Consider the following 18,120-nt stretch of genomic DNA (forward strand, 5'->3'; position numbering starts at 1 on the left):
GTCAGAACAGCGACTTCGCGGCGACGGTCGCGGCCGTGACCAGCGGCGCCGGCCAGAGCCAGAACAGCAGGATGAAGGCGCCCGACAGGCCCGAGACGATCTTCAGGGACGTCGCCATCGGCAGGAAGGCCTCGGCCGGCTCGTCGAAATACATCAGCTTGACGATGCGCAGATAGTAATAGGTGCTGACCACGCTGGTGACGACGCCGATCACGGCCAGCGTGTAGAGCTTGGCGTCGACCGCGGCGGCGAACACGTACCATTTGGCGAAGAACCCCGCGAGCGGCGGGATGCCGGCCAGCGAGAACATCAGCATCGCGAACACGAAGGCCGTGGCGGGCGCGGTGCGGCCGAGCCCCGCGAGGTCCTCGATCGTCTCCACATAGCCGTCCGGCCGCTTCATGGCGAGGATCACCGCGAAGGTCCCCAGCGTCATCACCAGGTAGATCGCCATGTAGATGGCCACGCCCTGCACGCCCGCCGGGGTGCCGGCGGCGAGGCCGACCAGCGCGAAGCCCATGTGGCCGATCGACGAATAGGCCATCAGCCGCTTGATGTTGCGCTGGCCGATGGCCGCGAAGGCGCCAAGCGCCATCGAGGCGATCGACACGAAGACGATGATCTGCTGCCACTGCAGCAGGATGCCCGGGAAGGCCGTGATCACGACCCGCGTGGCCAGCGCCATGGCGGCCATCTTGGGCGCGGCGGCGAAGAACGCCGTCACCGGCGTGGGCGCGCCCTCATACACGTCCGGCGTCCACATGTGGAAGGGCACGGCCGAGATCTTGAAGCACAGGCCCGCCATGATGAAGACGAGGCCGAAGATCACCCCGGTGGAGCCGTGGTCGCGCAACGCCGCGCCGATGACCGGGAACTGCACCGAGCCGGTGAAGCCATAGACCAGCGACGCGCCATAGAGCAGCATCCCGGACGAGAGCGCGCCCAGCACGAAATATTTCAGCCCCGCCTCCGTGGCGCGCACCGAATCCCGGTGGATCGCAGCGACCACGTAGAGCGCAAGACTCATGAGCTCGAGGCCGAGATAGAGCGCGATGAGGTCTCCCGCGGAGATCATCATCATCATGCCCAGCGTCGAGAGCAGGATCAGGATGGCGTATTCGAAGCGCTGCACCCGCTCGCCGCGCCAGAAGTCGACCGACATCGCCAGCGCCACGCCCGAACCCACCAGGGCGGCGATCTTCATGAACTTGGCGAAGTCGTCCTGAACGAAGGAGCCGTTGAAGGTGGTGGCCCGGCCGGTGCGGGTCATCACCAGCACGCCGACCAGCACCAGGATCGCCAGCGCGATCCCGTTGACGAGGTTGACCGAGCGCTCGCCGCGGATCGCGCCGAGGAGCACCAGCGCCAGCGCCCCGATGGCGAGGACGATCTCCGGAAGCGCGAGGCCGAAGGCCGGGATGGCCGCGTGAAGTCCAGGCATCGAACAGTCCTCAGTGCGCCAGCGAGGCGGTTTTCGCGGCGGCGCCGAGCGCGGCCTGGGTCGTCTTCAGGAGCGCGTCGGTCGACGCCGCGAAGGCGTCCAGCACCGGAGCGGGATGCACGCCGTAATAGATCGTCAGCAGGATCAGCGGCGCGAGCAGGCCGACCTCGCGGGGCGTGAGATCGAGAATGCCCTTCAGGCTCGGCTTCTCGAAGGGGCCGAACATCACCCGCGCGTAGAGCCACAGCGCATAGGCCGCCGACAGGATCACGCCGGTGGTGGCGAAGAACGCGACCCAGGTGTTCGCCCGGAAGGCGCCCAGCAGCGTCAGGAACTCGCCGACGAAGCCCGACGTGCCCGGCAGCCCGACATTGGCCATGGTGAACACCATCAGGGCCACGGCGTATTTGGGCATGCGGTCCGTCAGCCCGCCATAGGCGGCGATTTCGCGGGTGTGCATGCGGTCGTAGATCACGCCGACGCACAGGAACAGCGCGCCCGATACGATGCCGTGGCTCACCATCTGGAACATCGCGCCCTGGATGCCCTGGGCCGTCAGGGTGAACAGCCCCATGGTGACGAAGCCCATATGCGCCACCGACGAGTAGGCGATGAGCTTCTTCATGTCCTCCTGCATCAGCGCGACCAGCGACGTGTAGATGATCGCCACGACCGAGAGGGCGAACACGAAGGGCGCGAAATACAGCGACGCGTCGGGGAACATCGGGATCGAGAAGCGGATGAAGCCGTAGCCGCCCATCTTCAGCAGGATCGCCGCCAGGATGACCGAGCCGGCCGTGGGCGCCTCCACATGGGCGTCGGGCAGCCAGGTGTGGACGGGCCACATCGGCATCTTCACCGCGAAGGAGGCGAAGAAGGCCAGCCACAGCCAGAACTGCATGCCGTGCGGGAACTTGTGCGCCAGCAGCGTCGGGATGTCCGTCGTGCCCGCGTCCCAGTACATCGCCATGATGGCGACCAGCATCAGCAGCGAGCCCAGCAGCGTGTAGAGGAAGAACTTGAAGCTGGCGTAGATGCGCCGCTTGCCGCCCCAGATGCCGATGATGAGGAACATCGGGATCAGGCCGGCCTCGAAGAAGAGGTAGAAGAGCACGAGATCGAGCGAGGCGAACACGCCGATCATCAACGTCTCGAGCACCAGGAAGGCGATGAAGTACTCCTTCACGCGCCGCTCGACCGACACCCATGACGCCACGATGCAGAACGGCATCAGGAACGTGGTGAGCATGATGAACGGCATCGAGAAGCCGTCCACGCCGAGCTTGAAGCGGATCGTCTCGGAGAGCCAGGCGCCGTCCTCCAGGAGCTGGAAGCCCGGATTGGCGACGTCGAACCGGCCCCACGCCACCAGCGACAGCAGGAAGGTCGCGATCGTGGCCAGGAGCGAGATCCAGCGGATGTTCTTCTGGCCGGCTTCCGTGTCGTCGCGGGTGACGAGCACGAACAGCGCTCCGGCCAGCGGCAGGACGAGAAGGCCCGTGAGCAGGTGGGACATCATCTCAGTGGGCTCCGCCGAACATGTACCAGGTGATGAGCGCAGCCACGCCGATCAGCATCGCGAAGGCGTAGTGGTAGACATACCCGGTCTGCAGCCGCACGACCGCGTTGGTGACGTCGACCACGCGGGCCGACACGCCGTCCGGGCCCATGCCGTCGATGACCATGCCGTCGCCCTTCTTCCACAGGAAGCGGCCGAGCCACTTGGCCGAGCGGACGAAGAGGATGTCGTAGAGCTCGTCGAAGTACCACTTGTTGAGCAGGAAGCGGTACAGGAAGGGCTGGCTCTCGGCGAGGCGGCGCGGCAGGTCCGGCGACTTCACGTAGAACAGCCAGGCGACCGCGAAGCCGATGATCATCTCGACCGTGGGCGAGTACTTCACCCAGCCCGGGATCTCGTGCACCGCGTGCAGGATGTGGTTCTCCGGCCCCGTGTGCAGCGCGTCCCTCCAGAACTCCTCATAGGCGTGGCCGAAGAAGGCGCTCTCGAAGAACAGCCCGGCGAACAGCGCCCCGAAGCCCAGCAGCCCGAGCGGGATCAGCATGCTCATCGGCGATTCATGGGGCTCCAGCGCATGGCCGTGCGCGCCGTGGCCATGGTCGTCATGGACGTGGTCGTCATGGGCGTGCTTCGCATGGGCGTGCGAGCCGTGGCTGTCGTCCTCGGACTCCACGTGGTGGCTCACCTGCGGGTCGTGCCCGTGCGGCGTGTCCCAGCGCGGACGTCCCATGAAGGTCAGGAAGAAGAGCCGCCAGGAGTAGAACGAGGTCAGCCCCGCCGTGATCGACAGCAGCACGAAGGCGTAGGCGTTGCCGGCCGTATGGGTGGCGAAGGACGACTCGATGATGGCGTCCTTGGAGAAGTAGCCCGCCGTCAGCGGAAAGCCCGTCAGCGCCAGCGTGCCGACCGCGAACATCGCCGTCGTGAACGGGATCTTGCGGGCCAGGCCGCCCATGTGGCGGATGTCCTGCTCGTGGTGCATCGCGTGGATGACCGAGCCGGCGCCCAGGAAGAGCAGCGCCTTGAAGAAGGCGTGCGTGAACAGGTGGAAGATTCCGGCGCCATAGGCCCCCGCCCCGAGCGCCACGAACATGTAGCCGAGCTGCGAGCAGGTCGAATACGCGATCACGCGCTTGATGTCGTTCTGCACGAGGCCGATCGTGCCGGCGAAGAACGCCGTCGTGGCGCCCACGATCAGCACGGCCGACAGCGCCACGGGCGACGTCTCGAACAAGGGCGACAGGCGCGCCACCATGAACACGCCCGCCGTCACCATGGTGGCGGCGTGGATCAGCGCCGACACCGGGGTGGGGCCTTCCATCGCGTCCGGCAGCCAGGTGTGGAGCAGGAACTGCGCCGACTTGCCCATCGCGCCCATGAAGAGCAGCAGGCAGGCCAGCGTCATCGCGTTCCAGTCATAGCCGATGAAGTGGAAGCTCTGCTTGGCGACCTCCTCGGCCTTCGGAAAGATCTCCGCGAAGCCGACTGTTCCAAACAGCACGAAGACGAGGAAGATGCCAAGCGCGAAGCCGAAATCGCCGACGCGGTTGACGATGAACGCCTTCATGGCGGCGGCCACGGCGGACGGCTTGTTGTACCAGAAGCCGATCAGCAGATAGGAGGCGAGGCCCACGCCCTCCCAGCCGAAGAACATCTGGACCAGGTTGTCGGCCGTCACCAGCATCAGCATCGCGAAGGTGAACAGCGACAGATAGGCGAAGAACCGCGGCCGGTGCGGATCCTCGTGCATGTAGCCGATCGAGTAGAGGTGGACGAGCGACGAGACGCTGTTCACCACCACCAACATCACGGCCGTGAGCGTGTCGATCCGGAAGGCCCAGTCCACCTTCAGGTCGCCCGACGTCATCCACTGGGCGACCTGCACCCGCGTGGCGCCGTGGCCGAAGCCGACCTGGAAGAACGCCACCCAGGACAGCAGCGCCGCCGCGATCAGGAAGGCGGTCGTGACCACCTCGCTGGCGCGCGCGCCGATGGTGCGGCCGAAGAGGCCGGCGATGAGGAAGCCGACGAGCGGCAGGAAGACGATGGCCTGATACATGTCCGTGTCCCGTCGGGGGCCTTACCCCGAGTCAGCCCTTCATCATGTTGATGTCCTCAACCGCGATGGTGCCGCGGTTGCGGAAATAGACGACGAGGATCGCCAGTCCGATCGCGGCTTCGGCCGCCGCGACGGTGAGGATGAGGAGCGCGAAGACCTGGCCGACGAGGTCGCCGCCGAAGGTCGAGAACGCCACGAGGTTGATGTTGACGGCGAGCAGGATGAGCTCGACCGACATCAGGATGACGATGACGTTCTTGCGGTTGATGAAGATGCCGAACACGCCGAGCGTGAACAGGATCGCCGCGACCGTCAGGTAGTGACCGAGACCGATGATCATCGCTGAACCCTCACACGCCCTGCCTGAAGGGAACTTTCTTCACCTCGATGGCCGTTTCCGGCGTGCGGGCGACCTGCTGGGAGATGTCCTGGCGCTTCACGCCCGGCTTGTGGCGCAGCGTGAGCACGATCGCGCCGATCATGGCGACGAGCAGGATCAGGCCGGAGGCCTGGAAGTAATAGAGATACTGGGTGTAGAGCACCCGCCCCAGCGCCTCGGTGTTGGGGATCAGCGCGTCGGCCGAGGGCGAGGCCGGCGCCGGAAGCTTCAGCGCCCCGGGCTCCAGCGTGTAGGTGGTGACGACGAGCACCAGCTCCACCAGCAGCAGCAGCGCCACCACGGCCCCGAAGGGCAGGTAGCTGAGGAAGCCCTGGCGCAGCTCGGCGAAGTCCACGTCCAGCATCATGACGACGAAGAGGAACAGCACCGCCACCGCGCCGACATAGACGACGACCAGGATCATCGCCAGGAACTCCGCCCCCATCAGCAGGAACAGCCCCGCTGCGTTAACGAAGGCGAGGATCAGGAACAGCACCGAATGAACGGGGTTCTTCGACGAGATCACCATCAGGGCCGAGGCCACCGTGATCCCGGCGAACAGATAGAAGAAGGTGGCCGCCACCATCGTGGAGTTCCTCATCGGCCCCCGTGAGGCGGCCTCGTCTGATCCATGGATCCTGGCCGGGCGGCCGGATCCTTCCTCGAAAGGCCGGCAAGCCGGCCAGAACCCTGTGTGCGCCCGTCTATAGACGCCGATTCCCGGAGCGACAACCCGACTTCCTGCGGGCCTGCGCCGGGGACGCCGCCCTACCGGTAGGGCGCGTCCATCGCGATGTTGCGGGCGAGCTCGCGCTCCCAGCGGGCCCCGTTCTCGAGCAGCCGGTTCTTGTCGTAGAACAGCTCCTCGCGGGTCTCCGTCGAGAACTCCATGTTCGGCCCTTCGACGATCGCGTCCACCGGGCAGGCTTCCTGGCAGAAGCCGCAATAGATGCACTTCGTCATGTCGATGTCGTAGCGGGTCGTGCGCCGCGTGCCGTCGTTGCGGCGCGGCCCGGCCTCGATCGTGATCGCCTGCGCAGGGCAGATCGCCTCGCACAGCTTGCACGCGATGCAGCGCTCTTCGCCGTTGGGATAGCGCCGCAGCGCATGCTCTCCCCGGAACCGGGGCGAGATCGCGCCGCGCTCATAGGGATAATTGAGCGTCGGCTTCGGCTTGAAGAAGTAGCGCATGGACAGCACGAAGGCGTCCAGGAACTCCTTCAGGATCAGTGACCGCGCAGCCTGAGCGAATGCCATGTCGTCTCTCCCGGCGCTCGCGCGCCGCTTGTCGTGTCGCGGGCTCGCCCGCCTTCCATCTCATCGCCCGGAGATCGTGACCCCGAGCAGGTAGCCGATCACCGGGAAGGTCAGGACGGTGCCGACGAACAGCACGGCGCGCAGGATGCGCAGCTTGCGTTCGAACACCGCCGCCTCCGCCGGACCGGACGACCGGTCCAGCTTGCGCAGACGCCCTTCCACCACCCCGCCGACGACGCGCCAGTCGACATAGCCCAGGACCGCCCCGATCACGCCCGGGATGGAGACTTCCACCTCAATGCCCCGGCGCCCACCCGGTGAACTGCAGCACGCCGGCCACGATCACCACCATGGCGAGCGAGATCGGCAGGAACACCTTCCAGCCCAGCCGCATGAGCTGGTCGTACCGGTAACGCGGCACGAACGCCTTCACCATGGCGATCAGGAAGAACATGAACGAGGCTTTGAGGACGAACCAGATCACGCCCGGGATCCAGGTGAAGGGCGGGAAATTCGCCGGCGGCAGCCAGCCGCCGAGGAACAGGATCGTCATCAGCGCGCACATGGTCATGATGGCCACGTACTCGCCCAGCATGAACAGCAGGTACGGGGTCGAGGAGTACTCGACCATGAAGCCCGCGACGAGCTCGGATTCCGCCTCCACCAGGTCGAAGGGAGGCCGGTTGGTCTCCGCCATGGCCGAGATGAAGAAGATCACGAACATCGGCAGCAGCGGCAGCCAGTACCAGCCGAAGAGGCCGGCGCGGGTGTCCTGCGCGTTGACGATGTCGGTCAGGTTCAGCGAGCCCACGCACAGCAGCACCGTGATGATCACGAAGCCGATCGAGACCTCGTAAGACACCATCTGGGCGGCGGAGCGCAGCGCCGACAGGAACGGATATTTCGAGTTGGACGCCCAGCCGCCCATGATGATCCCGTACACGCCCAGCGACGAGATCGCGAAGATGTACAGGATGCCCACATTGATGTCGGCGATGGCCCAGCCGTCGTTCAGCGGGATCACCGCCCAGGCCGACAGGGCCAGAAGCGTCGTCACCAGCGGCGCGAGCAGGAAGATGCCCTTGTTGGCGCCGGACGGGATCACCGGCTCCTTGAGGGCGAATTTCAGCAGGTCCGCGAAGGACTGCATCAGCCCCCAGGGGCCGACCACGTTGGGGCCGCGGCGCAGCTGCACCGCCGCCCACACCTTGCGGTCGCCATAGAGCGCGAAGGCGATGAAGATCAGCAGGGCGGCGATGAGCAGCAGGCTCTTGCCCAGCATCAGCAGCACGGAGAGGAAGACGTCCATGGTCGCTGTCCCTTACTCGGCCGCGACGGCTACGCCGCCCTGCGCCAGCGCCGAGCATTCGGCCATGACCGCCGAAGCGCGGGCGATCGGGTTGGTGAGGTAGAGGTCCGTGACCGCGCGGCGGAACGGCGCCTTGTCGGGCGAACCCGTCACGCCGCCCAGCGCCGAGAGCCCCGCCGGGTCGGCCGCAGTCACGGTCTCGATCCGGGCCATGTGGGGCACGTCGGCGTAGAGCTTCGCCCGAAGCTGCGGCAGCGAGTCGAAGGGCAGCCGATGGCCGAGCACGTCCGACAGGGCGCGCAGGATGGCCCAGTCCTCCTTGGCGTCGCCGAGCGGGAAGCCGGCGCGGGCGCCGAGCTGCACCCGGCCCTCGGTGTTGACATAGGTGCCGTTCTTCTCGGTGTAGGCCGCGCCCGGCAGGATCACGTCGGCGCGGTGCGCGCCGCGGTCGCCATGCGTGCCGACATAGACCACGAAGGCGCCGGGCGCGACGTCGATCTCGTCGGCGCCGAGCAGGAAGGCCACGTCGAGCGCGCCCGAGGCGGCCATGCCGGCGGCGTCGAGGCCGCCCTCGCCCGGCACGAGGCCGAGATCGAGCGCGCCGACGCGCGAGGCCGCCGTGTGCAGCACGCTGAAGCCGTTCCAGCCGTCGGCGACCGCGCCGACGGACTGCGCCACCCTGGCGGCCAGCGCCAGCACAGCTTCGCCGTCCGGCCGGGCCAGGGCGCCCTGCCCCACGATCACCAGCGGCCGCTTGGCGTTCTTCAGCGTCTCCGCGAAGCCGACCGTGCCATCGGCGACGCCGGCCAGCGTCTCCGGACCGGCGCCCAGGACCTCCACGTCATAGGTGAGGTCCACCGGCTCGCCGATCAGGCCGACCGGCAGCGCGCCCATGCGCCAGCGCTTGCGGATGCGGGCGTTCAGCACCGGCGCCTCGCGCCTCGGGTCCGTGCCGACCAGCAGGATCGCGTCCGCCTCCTCGATGCCCATGACGGTGCTGTTGAAGAGGTAGGAGGCGCGGCCGAATTTCGGGTGCAGCTTCGTCCCGTCCTGGCGACCGTCGACATTCGCCGTGCCGAGCGACTGGGCCAGCAGCTTCAGCGCGTACATCTCCTCCACCGAGGCGAGGTCGCCCGCGATGAAGCCAATGCGGTTTGGCTGCGCGGCCTTCACCTTCGCGGCGATGGCCGAAAAGGCCTCCGCCCAGGAGGCCGGGCGCAGCGCGCCGCCGACCCGCACATAGGGCTTGTCCAGCCGCTGCGTCTTCAGCCCGTCCCAGATGAAGCGGGTCTTGTCGGAGATCCACTCCTCGTTCACGGCCTCGTTGAGCCGCGGCAGGATGCGCATGACCTCGCGGCCGCGCGCATCGACGCGGATCGCCGATCCGAGGGCGTCCATGACGTCGACGGACTCCGTCTTGGACAGCTCCCAGGGCCGCGCCCGGAAGGCGTAGGGCTTGGAGGTGAGCGCGCCCACGGGGCACAGGTCGATGACGTTGCCCTGCAGCTCCGACCGCATGGCGCTTTCGAGATAGGAGGTGATCTCCATGTCCTCGCCGCGCCCGATGGCGCCCAGGTCCGGCACGCCGGCCACCTCGGTCGAGAAGCGGACGCAGCGCGTGCACTGGATGCAGCGGTTCATCTGCGTCTTCACGAGCGGGCCGATATACTTGTCCTCGACGGCGCGCTTGTTCTCCGCGAAGCGGGACGAGTCGACGCCGTAGGCCATCGCCTGGTCCTGCAGGTCGCACTCGCCGCCCTGGTCGCAGATCGGGCAGTCCAGCGGATGGTTGATGAGGAGGAACTCCATCACCCCCTCGCGCGCCTTGCGCACCATCGGCGACTTGGTGGAGATCACCGGCGGCTCGCCGTTGGGGCCGGGACGGCAGTCGCGCACGGCCCAGGCGCAGGACGCGACCGGCTTGGGCCCGCCCTTCACCTCGACGAGGCACATGCGGCAATTGCCGGCGATCGAGAGCCGCTCATGGAAGCAGAAGCGCGGGATCTCGGCGCCGGCTTCCTCGCACGCCTGCAACAGCGTGTACTCAGCCGGAACGTCGAGCTCGATGCCGTCGACGATGATCTTGGTCATCGATGCACTCTTCCTTATTCCGCCGCCACGCCGTAGTTGCGGACAGGCTCGCTATGCGGGTTGGCGGCGTACTGGTCGATACGCGCCTCGATCTCGTGGCGGAAATGGGCGATCAGGCCCTGCACCGGCCATGCCGCCGCGTCGCCGAGCGCGCAGATGGTGTGGCCCTCGACCTGCTTGGTCACTTCCAGCAGCATGTCGATCTCGCGCTTCTGGGCGCGGCCCTCGGCCATGCGGGTCAGCACGCGCCACATCCAGCCCGTGCCCTCGCGGCACGGCGTGCACTGGCCGCAGCTCTCGTGCTTGTAGAAGTAGCTGATGCGCGCGATCGCCCGGACGATGTCGGTCGACTTGTCCATCACGATCACGGCCGCGGTGCCGAGGCCCGACTTCAGCTTGGACAGGCTGTCGAAGTCCATCGGCGTGTCGATGATCTGGTCGGCCGGCACCATGCGCACCGACGAGCCGCCCGGGATCACGGCCTTCAGGTTGTCCCAGCCGCCCCGAATGCCGCCGCAATGGCGCTCGATCAGCTCGCGGAAGGTCAGGCCGAGCTCTTCCTCGACGTTGCACGGCTTGTTCACGTGTCCGGAGACGCAGAACAGCTTGGTGCCGACATTGTTCGGCCTGCCGATGCCCGCGAACCAGGCCGCGCCGCGGCGCAGGATCGTGCCCGCCACCGCGATCGACTCGACGTTGTTCACTGTGGTCGGGCAGCCATAGAGGCCCATATTGGCCGGGAACGGCGGCTTCAGCCGCGGCATGCCCTTCTTGCCCTCGAGGCTCTCCAGCAGCGCCGTCTCCTCGCCGCAGATATACGCTCCGGCGCCGTGGTGGACGTAGATGTCGAACGGCCAGCCATGGACGTTGTCCTGGCCGACGAGGCGCGCCTCATAGGCCTCGTCCACGGCGCGCTGCAGCGCCTCGCGCTCGGCGATGTACTCGCCGCGCAGATAGACGTAGCAGGCGTTGGCGCCCATCGCGAAGGAGGCGATCAGGCAGCCTTCGACCAGGAGATGCGGGTCATGCCGCATGATCTCCCGGTCCTTGCAGGTGCCGGGCTCGGATTCGTCGGCGTTGACCACGAGGTAGCTCGGGCGCCCGTCCGACACCTTGGGCATGAACGACCATTTCAGGCCGGTCGGGAAGCCCGCGCCGCCGCGGCCGCGCAGGCCAGACTTCTTCATCTCGTCGACGATCCAGTCCCGGCCCTTCTCGAGCAGGAACTTGGTGCCGTCCCAGGCGCCGCGCATCTGCGCGGCCTTCAAGCCGGGAGACTGCAGGCCGTAGAGGTTGGTGAAAATGCGATCGCGATCAGCCAGCATGTCCGCTCACCCCTTCGCCGTGTCGTCGGCGGGCTTCTTCGCTTCGCCCTGGTTCGGGTTGGCCGCATAGGACGAGGCCTTGTCGAGGGTCGGCGCCTTCGGGCGCTTCGAGGACGGCTCGTCGGAGGACGACTTCGTGGCGTCTCCGGCCTTGGCGCGGTCGGCGGCCGACACCGCCTCCTTGCCGGCGGCCACCCGGTGCGCGGGCGTGTCCGTCGCTTTCGTGCCGGCCGTCATGTCGCTGGGCTTGCCGGGCTTCGGGTTGGCGGCCGCCTCGGCGGCGATCGCCTTGTCGTCCGCGGCCTTCTTCTCGGTCGCGCCTGCTTCGGAGGCGGCGGCCTTGGCCTTGGCCTCCTCTTCCTGGAAGCGCTTGCGCCAGGCGCCCACGGCGGAACCGTCATAGAGCGCCGGATCCGTCAGCGTCGTGACGCCGCCTTCGGGCTCGGACGCGTGACGGGCGTTCTGCGGACCCTTCTTGACCGGTCGGCCTGCGGCGAGGTCGTCGAGGAGCCTGTTGAAGTTCTCCGTCGTCAGGTCCTCGTAATAGTCGTTGTTGATCTGCACCATCGGCGCGTTGCAGCACGCGCCCAGGCACTCGACCTCCAGCCACGAGAACAGCCCGTCCGGCGTGACATGGTGCTGGCCGCCGATGCGGTCCTGGCAGACTTTGATGATGTCCTCGGCGCCGCGCAGCCGGCACGGCGTGGTGCCGCACAGCTGGATGAAATACTTCCCCACCGGCTCCAGATTGAACATCGTGTAGAAGGTCGCGACCTCCAGCACGCGGATATAGGGCATGTCCAGCATGCGCCCGACATACTCGATGGCCGGCTTGGGCAGCCAGTAGTCGTTCTGCTCCTGGGCGCGCCACAGCAGCGGGATCACCGCGGAGGCCTGTCGGCCTTCCGGGTATTTCGCGATGACGCCCTGCGCCCAGGCCAGGTTGTCCGGCGTGAAGGCGAAGCTGGCGGGCTGCTCGGCTGCTAGTCTTCTGACTGACATGACGTCCTCATATCCACACGAACCGCCGGGCGGCGCGTGCGCAACTTCTTCACCGATCGACCTCGCCGAACACGATGTCCAGCGATCCGAGGATCGCCGAGACGTCGGCCAGCATGTGGCCGCGGTTCATGTGGTCCATGGCCTGCAGGTGGGCGAAGCCCGGAGCGCGGATCTTGCACCGATACGGCTTGTTGGTGCCGTCCGACACGAGATACACGCCGAACTCGCCCTTGGGCGCCTCGACGGCCGCGTAGATTTCGCCTTCCGGCACCCGGAAGCCTTCCGTGTAGAGCTTGAAGTGGTGGATGAGCGCCTCCATCGAGCGCTTCATCTCGGCCCGCTTGGGCGGCGCCACCTTGCCGTCGAGGGTGGTCACGGGCCCCTGCCCGGCCGGCTCGCGCAGCTTGGCGATGCACTGGCGCATGATGCGCACCGACTGGCGCATCTCCTCCATGCGGATCACCTGGCGGTCGTAATTGTCGCCGTTGCGCCCGACCGGGATGTCGAACTCCATCTCCTCGTAGCACTCGTAGGGCTGCGCCTTGCGCAGGTCCCAGGCGGCGCCCGAGCCGCGCACCATCACGCCCGAAAAGCCCCAGGCCCAGCACTCGTCCAGCGACACGACGCCGATGTCGACATTGCGCTGCTTGAAGATGCGGTTGCCGATGAACAGCGCGTCGAGATCCTGCAGCACCTGCAGGAACGGGTCGCAGAAGGCCTCGATGTCGTCGATCAGGTCCGGCGGCAGGTCCGCATGGACGCCGCCCGGCCGGAAATAGGCCGCATGCATCCGCGAGCCGGAGGCGCGCTCATAAAACAGCATGAGCTTCTCGCGCTCCTCGAAGCCCCACAGCGGCGGGGTGAGCGCGCCCACGTCCATGGCCTGCGTGGTGACGTTGAGCAGATGCGACAGCAGCCGGCCGATCTCCGAATAGAGCACCCGGATCAGCTGCGCCCGACGCGGCACCGCGATCCCGAGCAGCTTCTCCACCGCCAGGCAGAAGGCGTGCTCCTGGTTCATCGGCGCGACATAATCGAGCCGGTCGAAATACGGGATCGACTGCAGATAGGTCTTGGACTCGATCAGCTTCTCGGTGCCGCGATGCAGCAGCCCGATATGCGGATCGACGCGCTCCACCACCTCGCCGTCGAGCTCCAGCACAAGGCGCAACACGCCATGCGCCGCCGGATGCTGCGGCCCGAAATTGATGGAGAAGTTGCGGATGGCGGTTTCAGTCATGGGGGCCGATCCGTGAGGTCGTGAGGTCGTGAGATCGTGAGATCGTATGGGGTGCGGCGTGCGCCTTCATGGCGCCTCGCCGGGGTCGTTCAACGAGCCGATCAGGTTGCGCAACATGCGCCCGATCCGGTCGCATTCCCGCTCGACATGCAGCGCGTCGTCCATGGGCAGCAGCCCGACCCGGGACGCCAGGATGGCGTGCGTCTCCAGTTCCTTGGTCGAGCCCTGCGCGATCCGGAGAAACTGCGCGAAGGAGCGCCGCTGCGCCCGGCCATACCCTTCCGCGATATTGGCCGGGATCGAGGCGGAAGCCCGCCGCATCTGGGAGGTCAGGCCGAACAGCTCGTCCCTCGGGAAGGCGCCCGTGAACCGATACACGGACACCGCCAAGCTCATGGACGCCTGCCAGACGTCCAGATCCTTGTAGGACCTCGAACCCCTGCCGCCGCCGCCCATGCGTGACCATCCGTTTCATCGAAGCCCACACGATCTCACGACCTAACGACCTCACGATCTCACGCCTTCGCCTTCTCATCCCCCGGCAGCACATAGTCCGTGCCTTCCCAGGGAGAGAGGAAGTCGAAGCTGCGGAACTCCTGCTGCAGCTTGACGGGCTCGTAGACGACCCGCTTCTGCTCCTCGTCCCAGCGCACCTCGACGAAGCCGGTGGTCGGGAAGTCCTTGCGCAGCGGGTGTCCCTCGAAGCCGTAGTCGGTGAGGATGCGCCGCAGGTCCGGGTGGCCGGAGAACAGGATGCCGTAGAGGTCGTAGGCCTCGCGCTCGAACCAGTTGGCGGCCGGGAAGACGTCCACCGTCGAGGGCACCGGCGTGATCTCGTCCGTCCGCACCTTCACCCGGACGCGCCGGTTGTGCTTGGGCGACAGCAGGTGCCACACCACGTCGAAGCGCTTCTCGCGCGCCGGGTAGTCGACCCCGCAGATGTCGATGAAGCAGATGAAGCGGAACTGCGGGTCGTCGCGCAGCAGGCGCAGGACCTGCACGATCTGGCCCGCCTCGGCGTCGACCGAGAGATCGCCGAACGCGACCGTGTAGCCGGTCACCGCTCCGGGAAGAGCGTTCTTGATGGCCTCGCCGAGCTCGTTCAGCGTCTCGTCCATGGGACAGGCTTTCTTCCGGTCAGGATGCGCGGGGGCCGCGCTCAGGCAAGAAGCGCGGAAGCCGCGCCGAAGGGATCTGGGCGGCAGCCGGGACCGGCTGCCGGGAGCGGGCCGGAGCCCGGGTCAGCGCTCGATCGTGCCGGTCCGGCGGATCTTCTTCTGCAGGAGCAGGATGCCGTAGAGCAGCGCCTCCGCGGTCGGGGGGCACCCCGGCACGTAGACGTCGATCGGCACGATGCGGTCGCAGCCGCGCACCACCGAATAAGAATAGTGGTAGTAGCCGCCGCCATTGGCGCAGCTGCCCATGGAGATGACGTAGCGCGGCTCGGGCATCTGGTCGTAGACCTTGCGCAACGCGGGAGCCATCTTGTTGGTCAGCGTTCCGGCCACGATCATCACGTCCGACTGGCGCGGCGAGGCGCGCGGCGCGAAGCCGAAGCGCTCCACGTCGTAGCGCGGCATGGAGAGCTGCATCATCTCCACCGCGCAGCACGCCAGGCCGAACGTCATCCACATCAGCGAACCCGTGCGGGCCCACTGGATGAGGTCGTCCGTGGCGGCGACGATGAAGCCCTTGTCGGCGAGCTCGGCGTTGACGTCGGAGAAGAACGGGTCGTTCGCCCCCACGGGCAGGCCGGTGTTCGGATCGATGACGCCGCGCGGCGCGGGGGCGATGAGGGTTCCGGGGACGTTAGCGGTCAATCCCATTCCAGGGCTCCCTTTCTCCACTCGTACACGAAGCCGATGGTCAGCACCGCCAGGAAGGTCATCATCGACCAGAAGCCGAACAGCCCCACCTCCTTGAACGCGACAGCCCACGGAAACAGGAACGCCACCTCCAGGTCGAAGATGATGAACAGGATCGAGACCAGGTAGAAGCGCACGTCGAACTTCATGCGGGCGTCGTCGAACGCGTTGAAGCCGCACTCGTAGGCGGAGAGCTTCTCCGGATCCGGGTTCGAATAGGCGACGATGAAAGGCGCGACCAGCAGGGCGATCGAGATCACCAGCGACACGCCGATGAACAGGACCAGCGGGAGATAGTCGACGAGAAGCTCAGGCATGGCGTCTCCGCACTCGCGGCGAAACTCGTGGAATGGCGAAAAGCCGACCGGCCTTTCGGAACCGACGCAACCGGGAGAGGCGGGCAGGTCGCAAAAACGCCGGAGTCATGCGCCTCGAGCCCCTTTTGGAGGGTCGCGGGAGGCTTATCGCAGCGCACAGCGAACCGCAAGACGGAAGGGAGTCGCAGAGGCGGCCCATTCAACCAAATGGGCGCTCATGCGCACGCAACCCTCGACCGGATCGTCCCGATCCGTATGATCGCCCCGGCAACCACCGGGAAAGCCTCAGTTATGACCAACAGGATCGATCTTCAAGGCCGTGCAGCCGCCGTGACCGGGGGCGCGCAGGGCATCGGCTATGCGGTCGCCGCCCGGCTCCTCGATTCGGGCGCCGCCGTCGCCTTGTGGGACCGCGACGAGACCCTGCTGGCGCAGGCCGCCGCCTCGCTCCAGGCCTCCGCGCCCGGCGCCCTGGTGCTGACGGTCGCCTATGAGCAGACCGATCCCGACTCGATCGCCCGCGCCGTGGCGCGGACCGAGGGCGAACTGGGCCGCATCGACATCCTGGTCAACAACGCCGGCATCTCCGGCCCCACCATGCCGGTCGTCGACTACCCGCTCGACGAGTGGCGCCGCATCATCGACATCGACCTGAACGGCGTCTTCTACTGCTGCAAGGCGGTGACGCCCGGCATGATCGCGCGCGGCTACGGGCGGATCCTGAACGTCGCCTCGATCGCCGGCAAGGAGGGCAACCCCAACGCCGCCGCCTATTCGGCCGCCAAGGCGGGCGTGATCGCGCTGACCAAGTCGCTGGGCAAGGAACTCGCGTCGCACGACATCGCGGTGAACTGCGTGACGCCGGCCGCCGCCAAGACCCGGATCTTCGACCAGATCAGCCAGCAGCATATTGACTACATGCTCTCGCGCATCCCGCGCGGGCGCTTCCTGCTGGTCGAGGAGGCCGCCGCCATGATCGCCTGGCTGGTTTCGGCGGACAATTCGTTCACGACCGGGGCGGTGTTCGATCTGTCCGGCGGCCGCGCGACCTATTGATCCGCGGCCTACGCGGCGAGGCCCCCGCCGCCGACGCTCAGCTGCTCCCCGCCGCCGTCTCCCGGGCGGCGGGGCCGTCCAGCAGCATGGACTCCTTGGGCTTCAGCTTGCCGTCGATCCGCGGATCCAGGTCGGCGACGTTCAGGTCGGGATAGAAATGGCCGATCCGCTCCCACATCATCTTGGGAGAGAAAGGCTTGCGAAGCACGTGCTGCACGTCCCGTTCGGCGGCCTCGTCCAGCAGCCGGCGCGTCGGCCTCTGCGTCGTCACCACCACCGGGACGTTGATTTCACGGACGCGGCTCGGGTCCCGGATGATGTCGAGCACCTGCGCGGCGGAAAATTCCGGCGCTTCCCACTGCATGACGATCAGGGACGGCCTGAACTCGGCCAGACGCTCCAGCGCCTCATAGCCGGTCGCCGCATCGATGACGTCGCGGATCCCGACCTGCAGCAACATGCCCCGCACGAGGCGTCGCACGAACGGACTTTCCTCGACATGCAGAATGCGAAGGTTCCCGAAGGAAGGTACGCTCACGATCGATACTCAGCCATGATTCAATTCAGGCTAGAATTCCGGAATGAAATAATCGTGAATACATGGCGTTGGAACAGAATATACAATCTTTGAGATTGAAAATTGAGAATGCAACCTGAAGTTTGGCGACTTTACGCCTCGACCGCTGGCGCGCGGCTCTCGCCTGATCCGCGCCGGGGCCCGCGGTCTTGCCCGGGAACCCTTCAGGTCGAGCCCACGTTGTGTCCCCGATTGTCAAGTTAATCGGAGGACAACCGCATGAAGAACGCCCTTATCGCCGCCGCCGTCACTCTCACGCTCGCCGTTCCCGGCGTGGCCTTCGCGCAGAACGCCCAGTCCGGCGCGGCCGCCGGCGCGGCCACCGGCGCTGTCGGCGGAGCCATCGTGGGCGGCCCGATCGGCGCGGCCGTCGGCGGCGTGACCGGCGCGATCGTCGGCGGGACGCTGTCGCAGAGCGATTCCACCCGCGTCCACCAGTATGTCGTCCAGCAGCGTCGCCCGTCCGTGACCTATCGCGAGAAGGTCGTCGTCGGCGAGCCCCTGCCGCAGACGGTCGAACTCTATCCGGTCCCGGCCGATGTCGGCGTGCAGACCCAGTATCGCTATTCGGTCATCAACGACCGGACCGTGCTGGTCGACCCCCAGACCCGCCGCATCGTGCAGGTCATCGAGTGATCCTCGACGCCTGAGCGCCAGCCTGGCGTGCGGCCCCGGAACTCGTT

At 66.9% G+C, this 18,120-nt stretch carries 19 protein-coding genes; 2 read left to right on the plus strand and 17 right to left on the minus strand.

Going from position 1 to position 18,120, the window contains the following annotated elements; translation table 11 throughout:
* Position 1 precedes the first annotated feature (1 nt).
* From nuoN to ABEG18_RS10930, 16 genes are all read right to left on the minus strand, one after another.
* Positions 2–1,441: an NADH-quinone oxidoreductase subunit NuoN gene (nuoN, locus tag ABEG18_RS10855; RefSeq protein ID WP_406858069.1), complete on the minus strand. Its 1,440-nt coding sequence runs from the start codon at positions 1,439–1,441 to the stop codon at positions 2–4.
* 10 nt (positions 1,442–1,451) lie between these two features.
* The gene (locus tag ABEG18_RS10860; protein WP_406858070.1) at positions 1,452–2,960 is read right to left on the minus strand and encodes an NADH-quinone oxidoreductase subunit M; all 1,509 of its coding nucleotides are present in this window, start codon (positions 2,958–2,960) and stop codon (positions 1,452–1,454) included.
* 1 nt (position 2,961) lies between these two features.
* Positions 2,962–5,019, minus strand: a complete 2,058-nt coding sequence (gene nuoL / locus ABEG18_RS10865; protein ID WP_406858071.1) for an NADH-quinone oxidoreductase subunit L — start codon at positions 5,017–5,019, stop codon at positions 2,962–2,964.
* A 31-nt stretch (positions 5,020–5,050) separates the two neighbouring features.
* Positions 5,051–5,359 carry an NADH-quinone oxidoreductase subunit NuoK gene (nuoK, locus tag ABEG18_RS10870; protein ID WP_406858072.1) on the minus strand — a complete coding sequence of 103 codons (309 nt, stop codon included), beginning with the start codon at positions 5,357–5,359 and terminating at the stop codon, positions 5,051–5,053.
* 10 nt (positions 5,360–5,369) lie between these two features.
* Entirely contained in the window at positions 5,370–5,999 is a 630-nt protein-coding gene (locus ABEG18_RS10875) for an NADH-quinone oxidoreductase subunit J (RefSeq protein ID WP_406858073.1), read from the minus strand.
* Between the two features lie 167 nt (positions 6,000–6,166).
* Positions 6,167–6,655, minus strand: coding sequence for an NADH-quinone oxidoreductase subunit NuoI (gene nuoI, locus ABEG18_RS10880; RefSeq protein WP_406858074.1), 489 nt, complete (start codon positions 6,653–6,655; stop codon positions 6,167–6,169).
* 60 nt (positions 6,656–6,715) lie between these two features.
* The gene (locus ABEG18_RS10885) at positions 6,716–6,949 is read right to left on the minus strand and encodes a hypothetical protein (protein WP_406858075.1); all 234 of its coding nucleotides are present in this window, start codon (positions 6,947–6,949) and stop codon (positions 6,716–6,718) included.
* 1 nt (position 6,950) lies between these two features.
* The gene (gene nuoH / locus ABEG18_RS10890; protein WP_406858076.1) at positions 6,951–7,964 is read right to left on the minus strand and encodes an NADH-quinone oxidoreductase subunit NuoH; all 1,014 of its coding nucleotides are present in this window, start codon (positions 7,962–7,964) and stop codon (positions 6,951–6,953) included.
* Positions 7,965–7,976: 12 nt separating this feature from the next.
* Positions 7,977–10,055: an NADH-quinone oxidoreductase subunit NuoG gene (gene nuoG, locus ABEG18_RS10895; RefSeq protein ID WP_406858077.1), complete on the minus strand. Its 2,079-nt coding sequence runs from the start codon at positions 10,053–10,055 to the stop codon at positions 7,977–7,979.
* Positions 10,056–10,069: 14 nt separating this feature from the next.
* The gene (gene nuoF, locus ABEG18_RS10900) at positions 10,070–11,380 is read right to left on the minus strand and encodes an NADH-quinone oxidoreductase subunit NuoF (protein ID WP_406858078.1); all 1,311 of its coding nucleotides are present in this window, start codon (positions 11,378–11,380) and stop codon (positions 10,070–10,072) included.
* 6 nt (positions 11,381–11,386) lie between these two features.
* Positions 11,387–12,382: an NADH-quinone oxidoreductase subunit NuoE gene (nuoE, locus tag ABEG18_RS10905; RefSeq protein ID WP_406858079.1), complete on the minus strand. Its 996-nt coding sequence runs from the start codon at positions 12,380–12,382 to the stop codon at positions 11,387–11,389.
* A gap of 49 nt (positions 12,383–12,431) precedes the next feature.
* Entirely contained in the window at positions 12,432–13,622 is a 1,191-nt protein-coding gene (locus tag ABEG18_RS10910) for an NADH-quinone oxidoreductase subunit D (RefSeq protein ID WP_406858080.1), read from the minus strand.
* A gap of 66 nt (positions 13,623–13,688) precedes the next feature.
* Complete coding sequence (locus ABEG18_RS10915; protein WP_406858081.1) at positions 13,689–14,078, minus strand: four helix bundle protein; 390 nt, start codon at positions 14,076–14,078, stop codon at positions 13,689–13,691.
* Positions 14,079–14,137: 59 nt separating this feature from the next.
* On the minus strand, positions 14,138–14,740 hold the full coding sequence (locus tag ABEG18_RS10920; RefSeq protein ID WP_406858082.1) for an NADH-quinone oxidoreductase subunit C: 603 nt from the start codon (positions 14,738–14,740) through the stop codon (positions 14,138–14,140).
* Positions 14,741–14,863: 123 nt separating this feature from the next.
* A complete protein-coding gene (locus ABEG18_RS10925) occupies positions 14,864–15,448 on the minus strand; it encodes a NuoB/complex I 20 kDa subunit family protein (protein ID WP_406858083.1) in 585 nt (194 codons plus the stop codon).
* Positions 15,439–15,804: an NADH-quinone oxidoreductase subunit A gene (locus tag ABEG18_RS10930; protein WP_406858084.1), complete on the minus strand. Its 366-nt coding sequence runs from the start codon at positions 15,802–15,804 to the stop codon at positions 15,439–15,441. Before ABEG18_RS10930 ends, ABEG18_RS10925 begins: the two co-directional genes overlap by 10 nt.
* Before the next feature lie 291 nt (positions 15,805–16,095).
* On the opposite strand from ABEG18_RS10930, the gene ABEG18_RS10935 reads away from it, so the two are divergent.
* The gene (locus ABEG18_RS10935; RefSeq protein ID WP_406858085.1) at positions 16,096–16,860 is read left to right on the plus strand and encodes an SDR family NAD(P)-dependent oxidoreductase; all 765 of its coding nucleotides are present in this window, start codon (positions 16,096–16,098) and stop codon (positions 16,858–16,860) included.
* A gap of 37 nt (positions 16,861–16,897) precedes the next feature.
* Here ABEG18_RS10935 and ABEG18_RS10940 read toward each other — a convergent pair whose 3' ends face one another.
* Positions 16,898–17,398: a PleD family two-component system response regulator gene (locus ABEG18_RS10940; RefSeq protein WP_406858086.1), complete on the minus strand. Its 501-nt coding sequence runs from the start codon at positions 17,396–17,398 to the stop codon at positions 16,898–16,900.
* A gap of 258 nt (positions 17,399–17,656) precedes the next feature.
* Between ABEG18_RS10940 and ABEG18_RS10945 the strand changes: the two genes are divergently transcribed.
* Positions 17,657–18,073 carry a DUF1236 domain-containing protein gene (locus tag ABEG18_RS10945; RefSeq protein ID WP_406858087.1) on the plus strand — a complete coding sequence of 139 codons (417 nt, stop codon included), beginning with the start codon at positions 17,657–17,659 and terminating at the stop codon, positions 18,071–18,073.
* The last annotated feature ends 47 nt before the right edge of the window (positions 18,074–18,120 follow it).

It is taken from the genome of Alsobacter sp. KACC 23698, assembly GCF_045348435.1.
Classification (GTDB): domain Bacteria; phylum Pseudomonadota; class Alphaproteobacteria; order Rhizobiales; family Beijerinckiaceae; genus Alsobacter.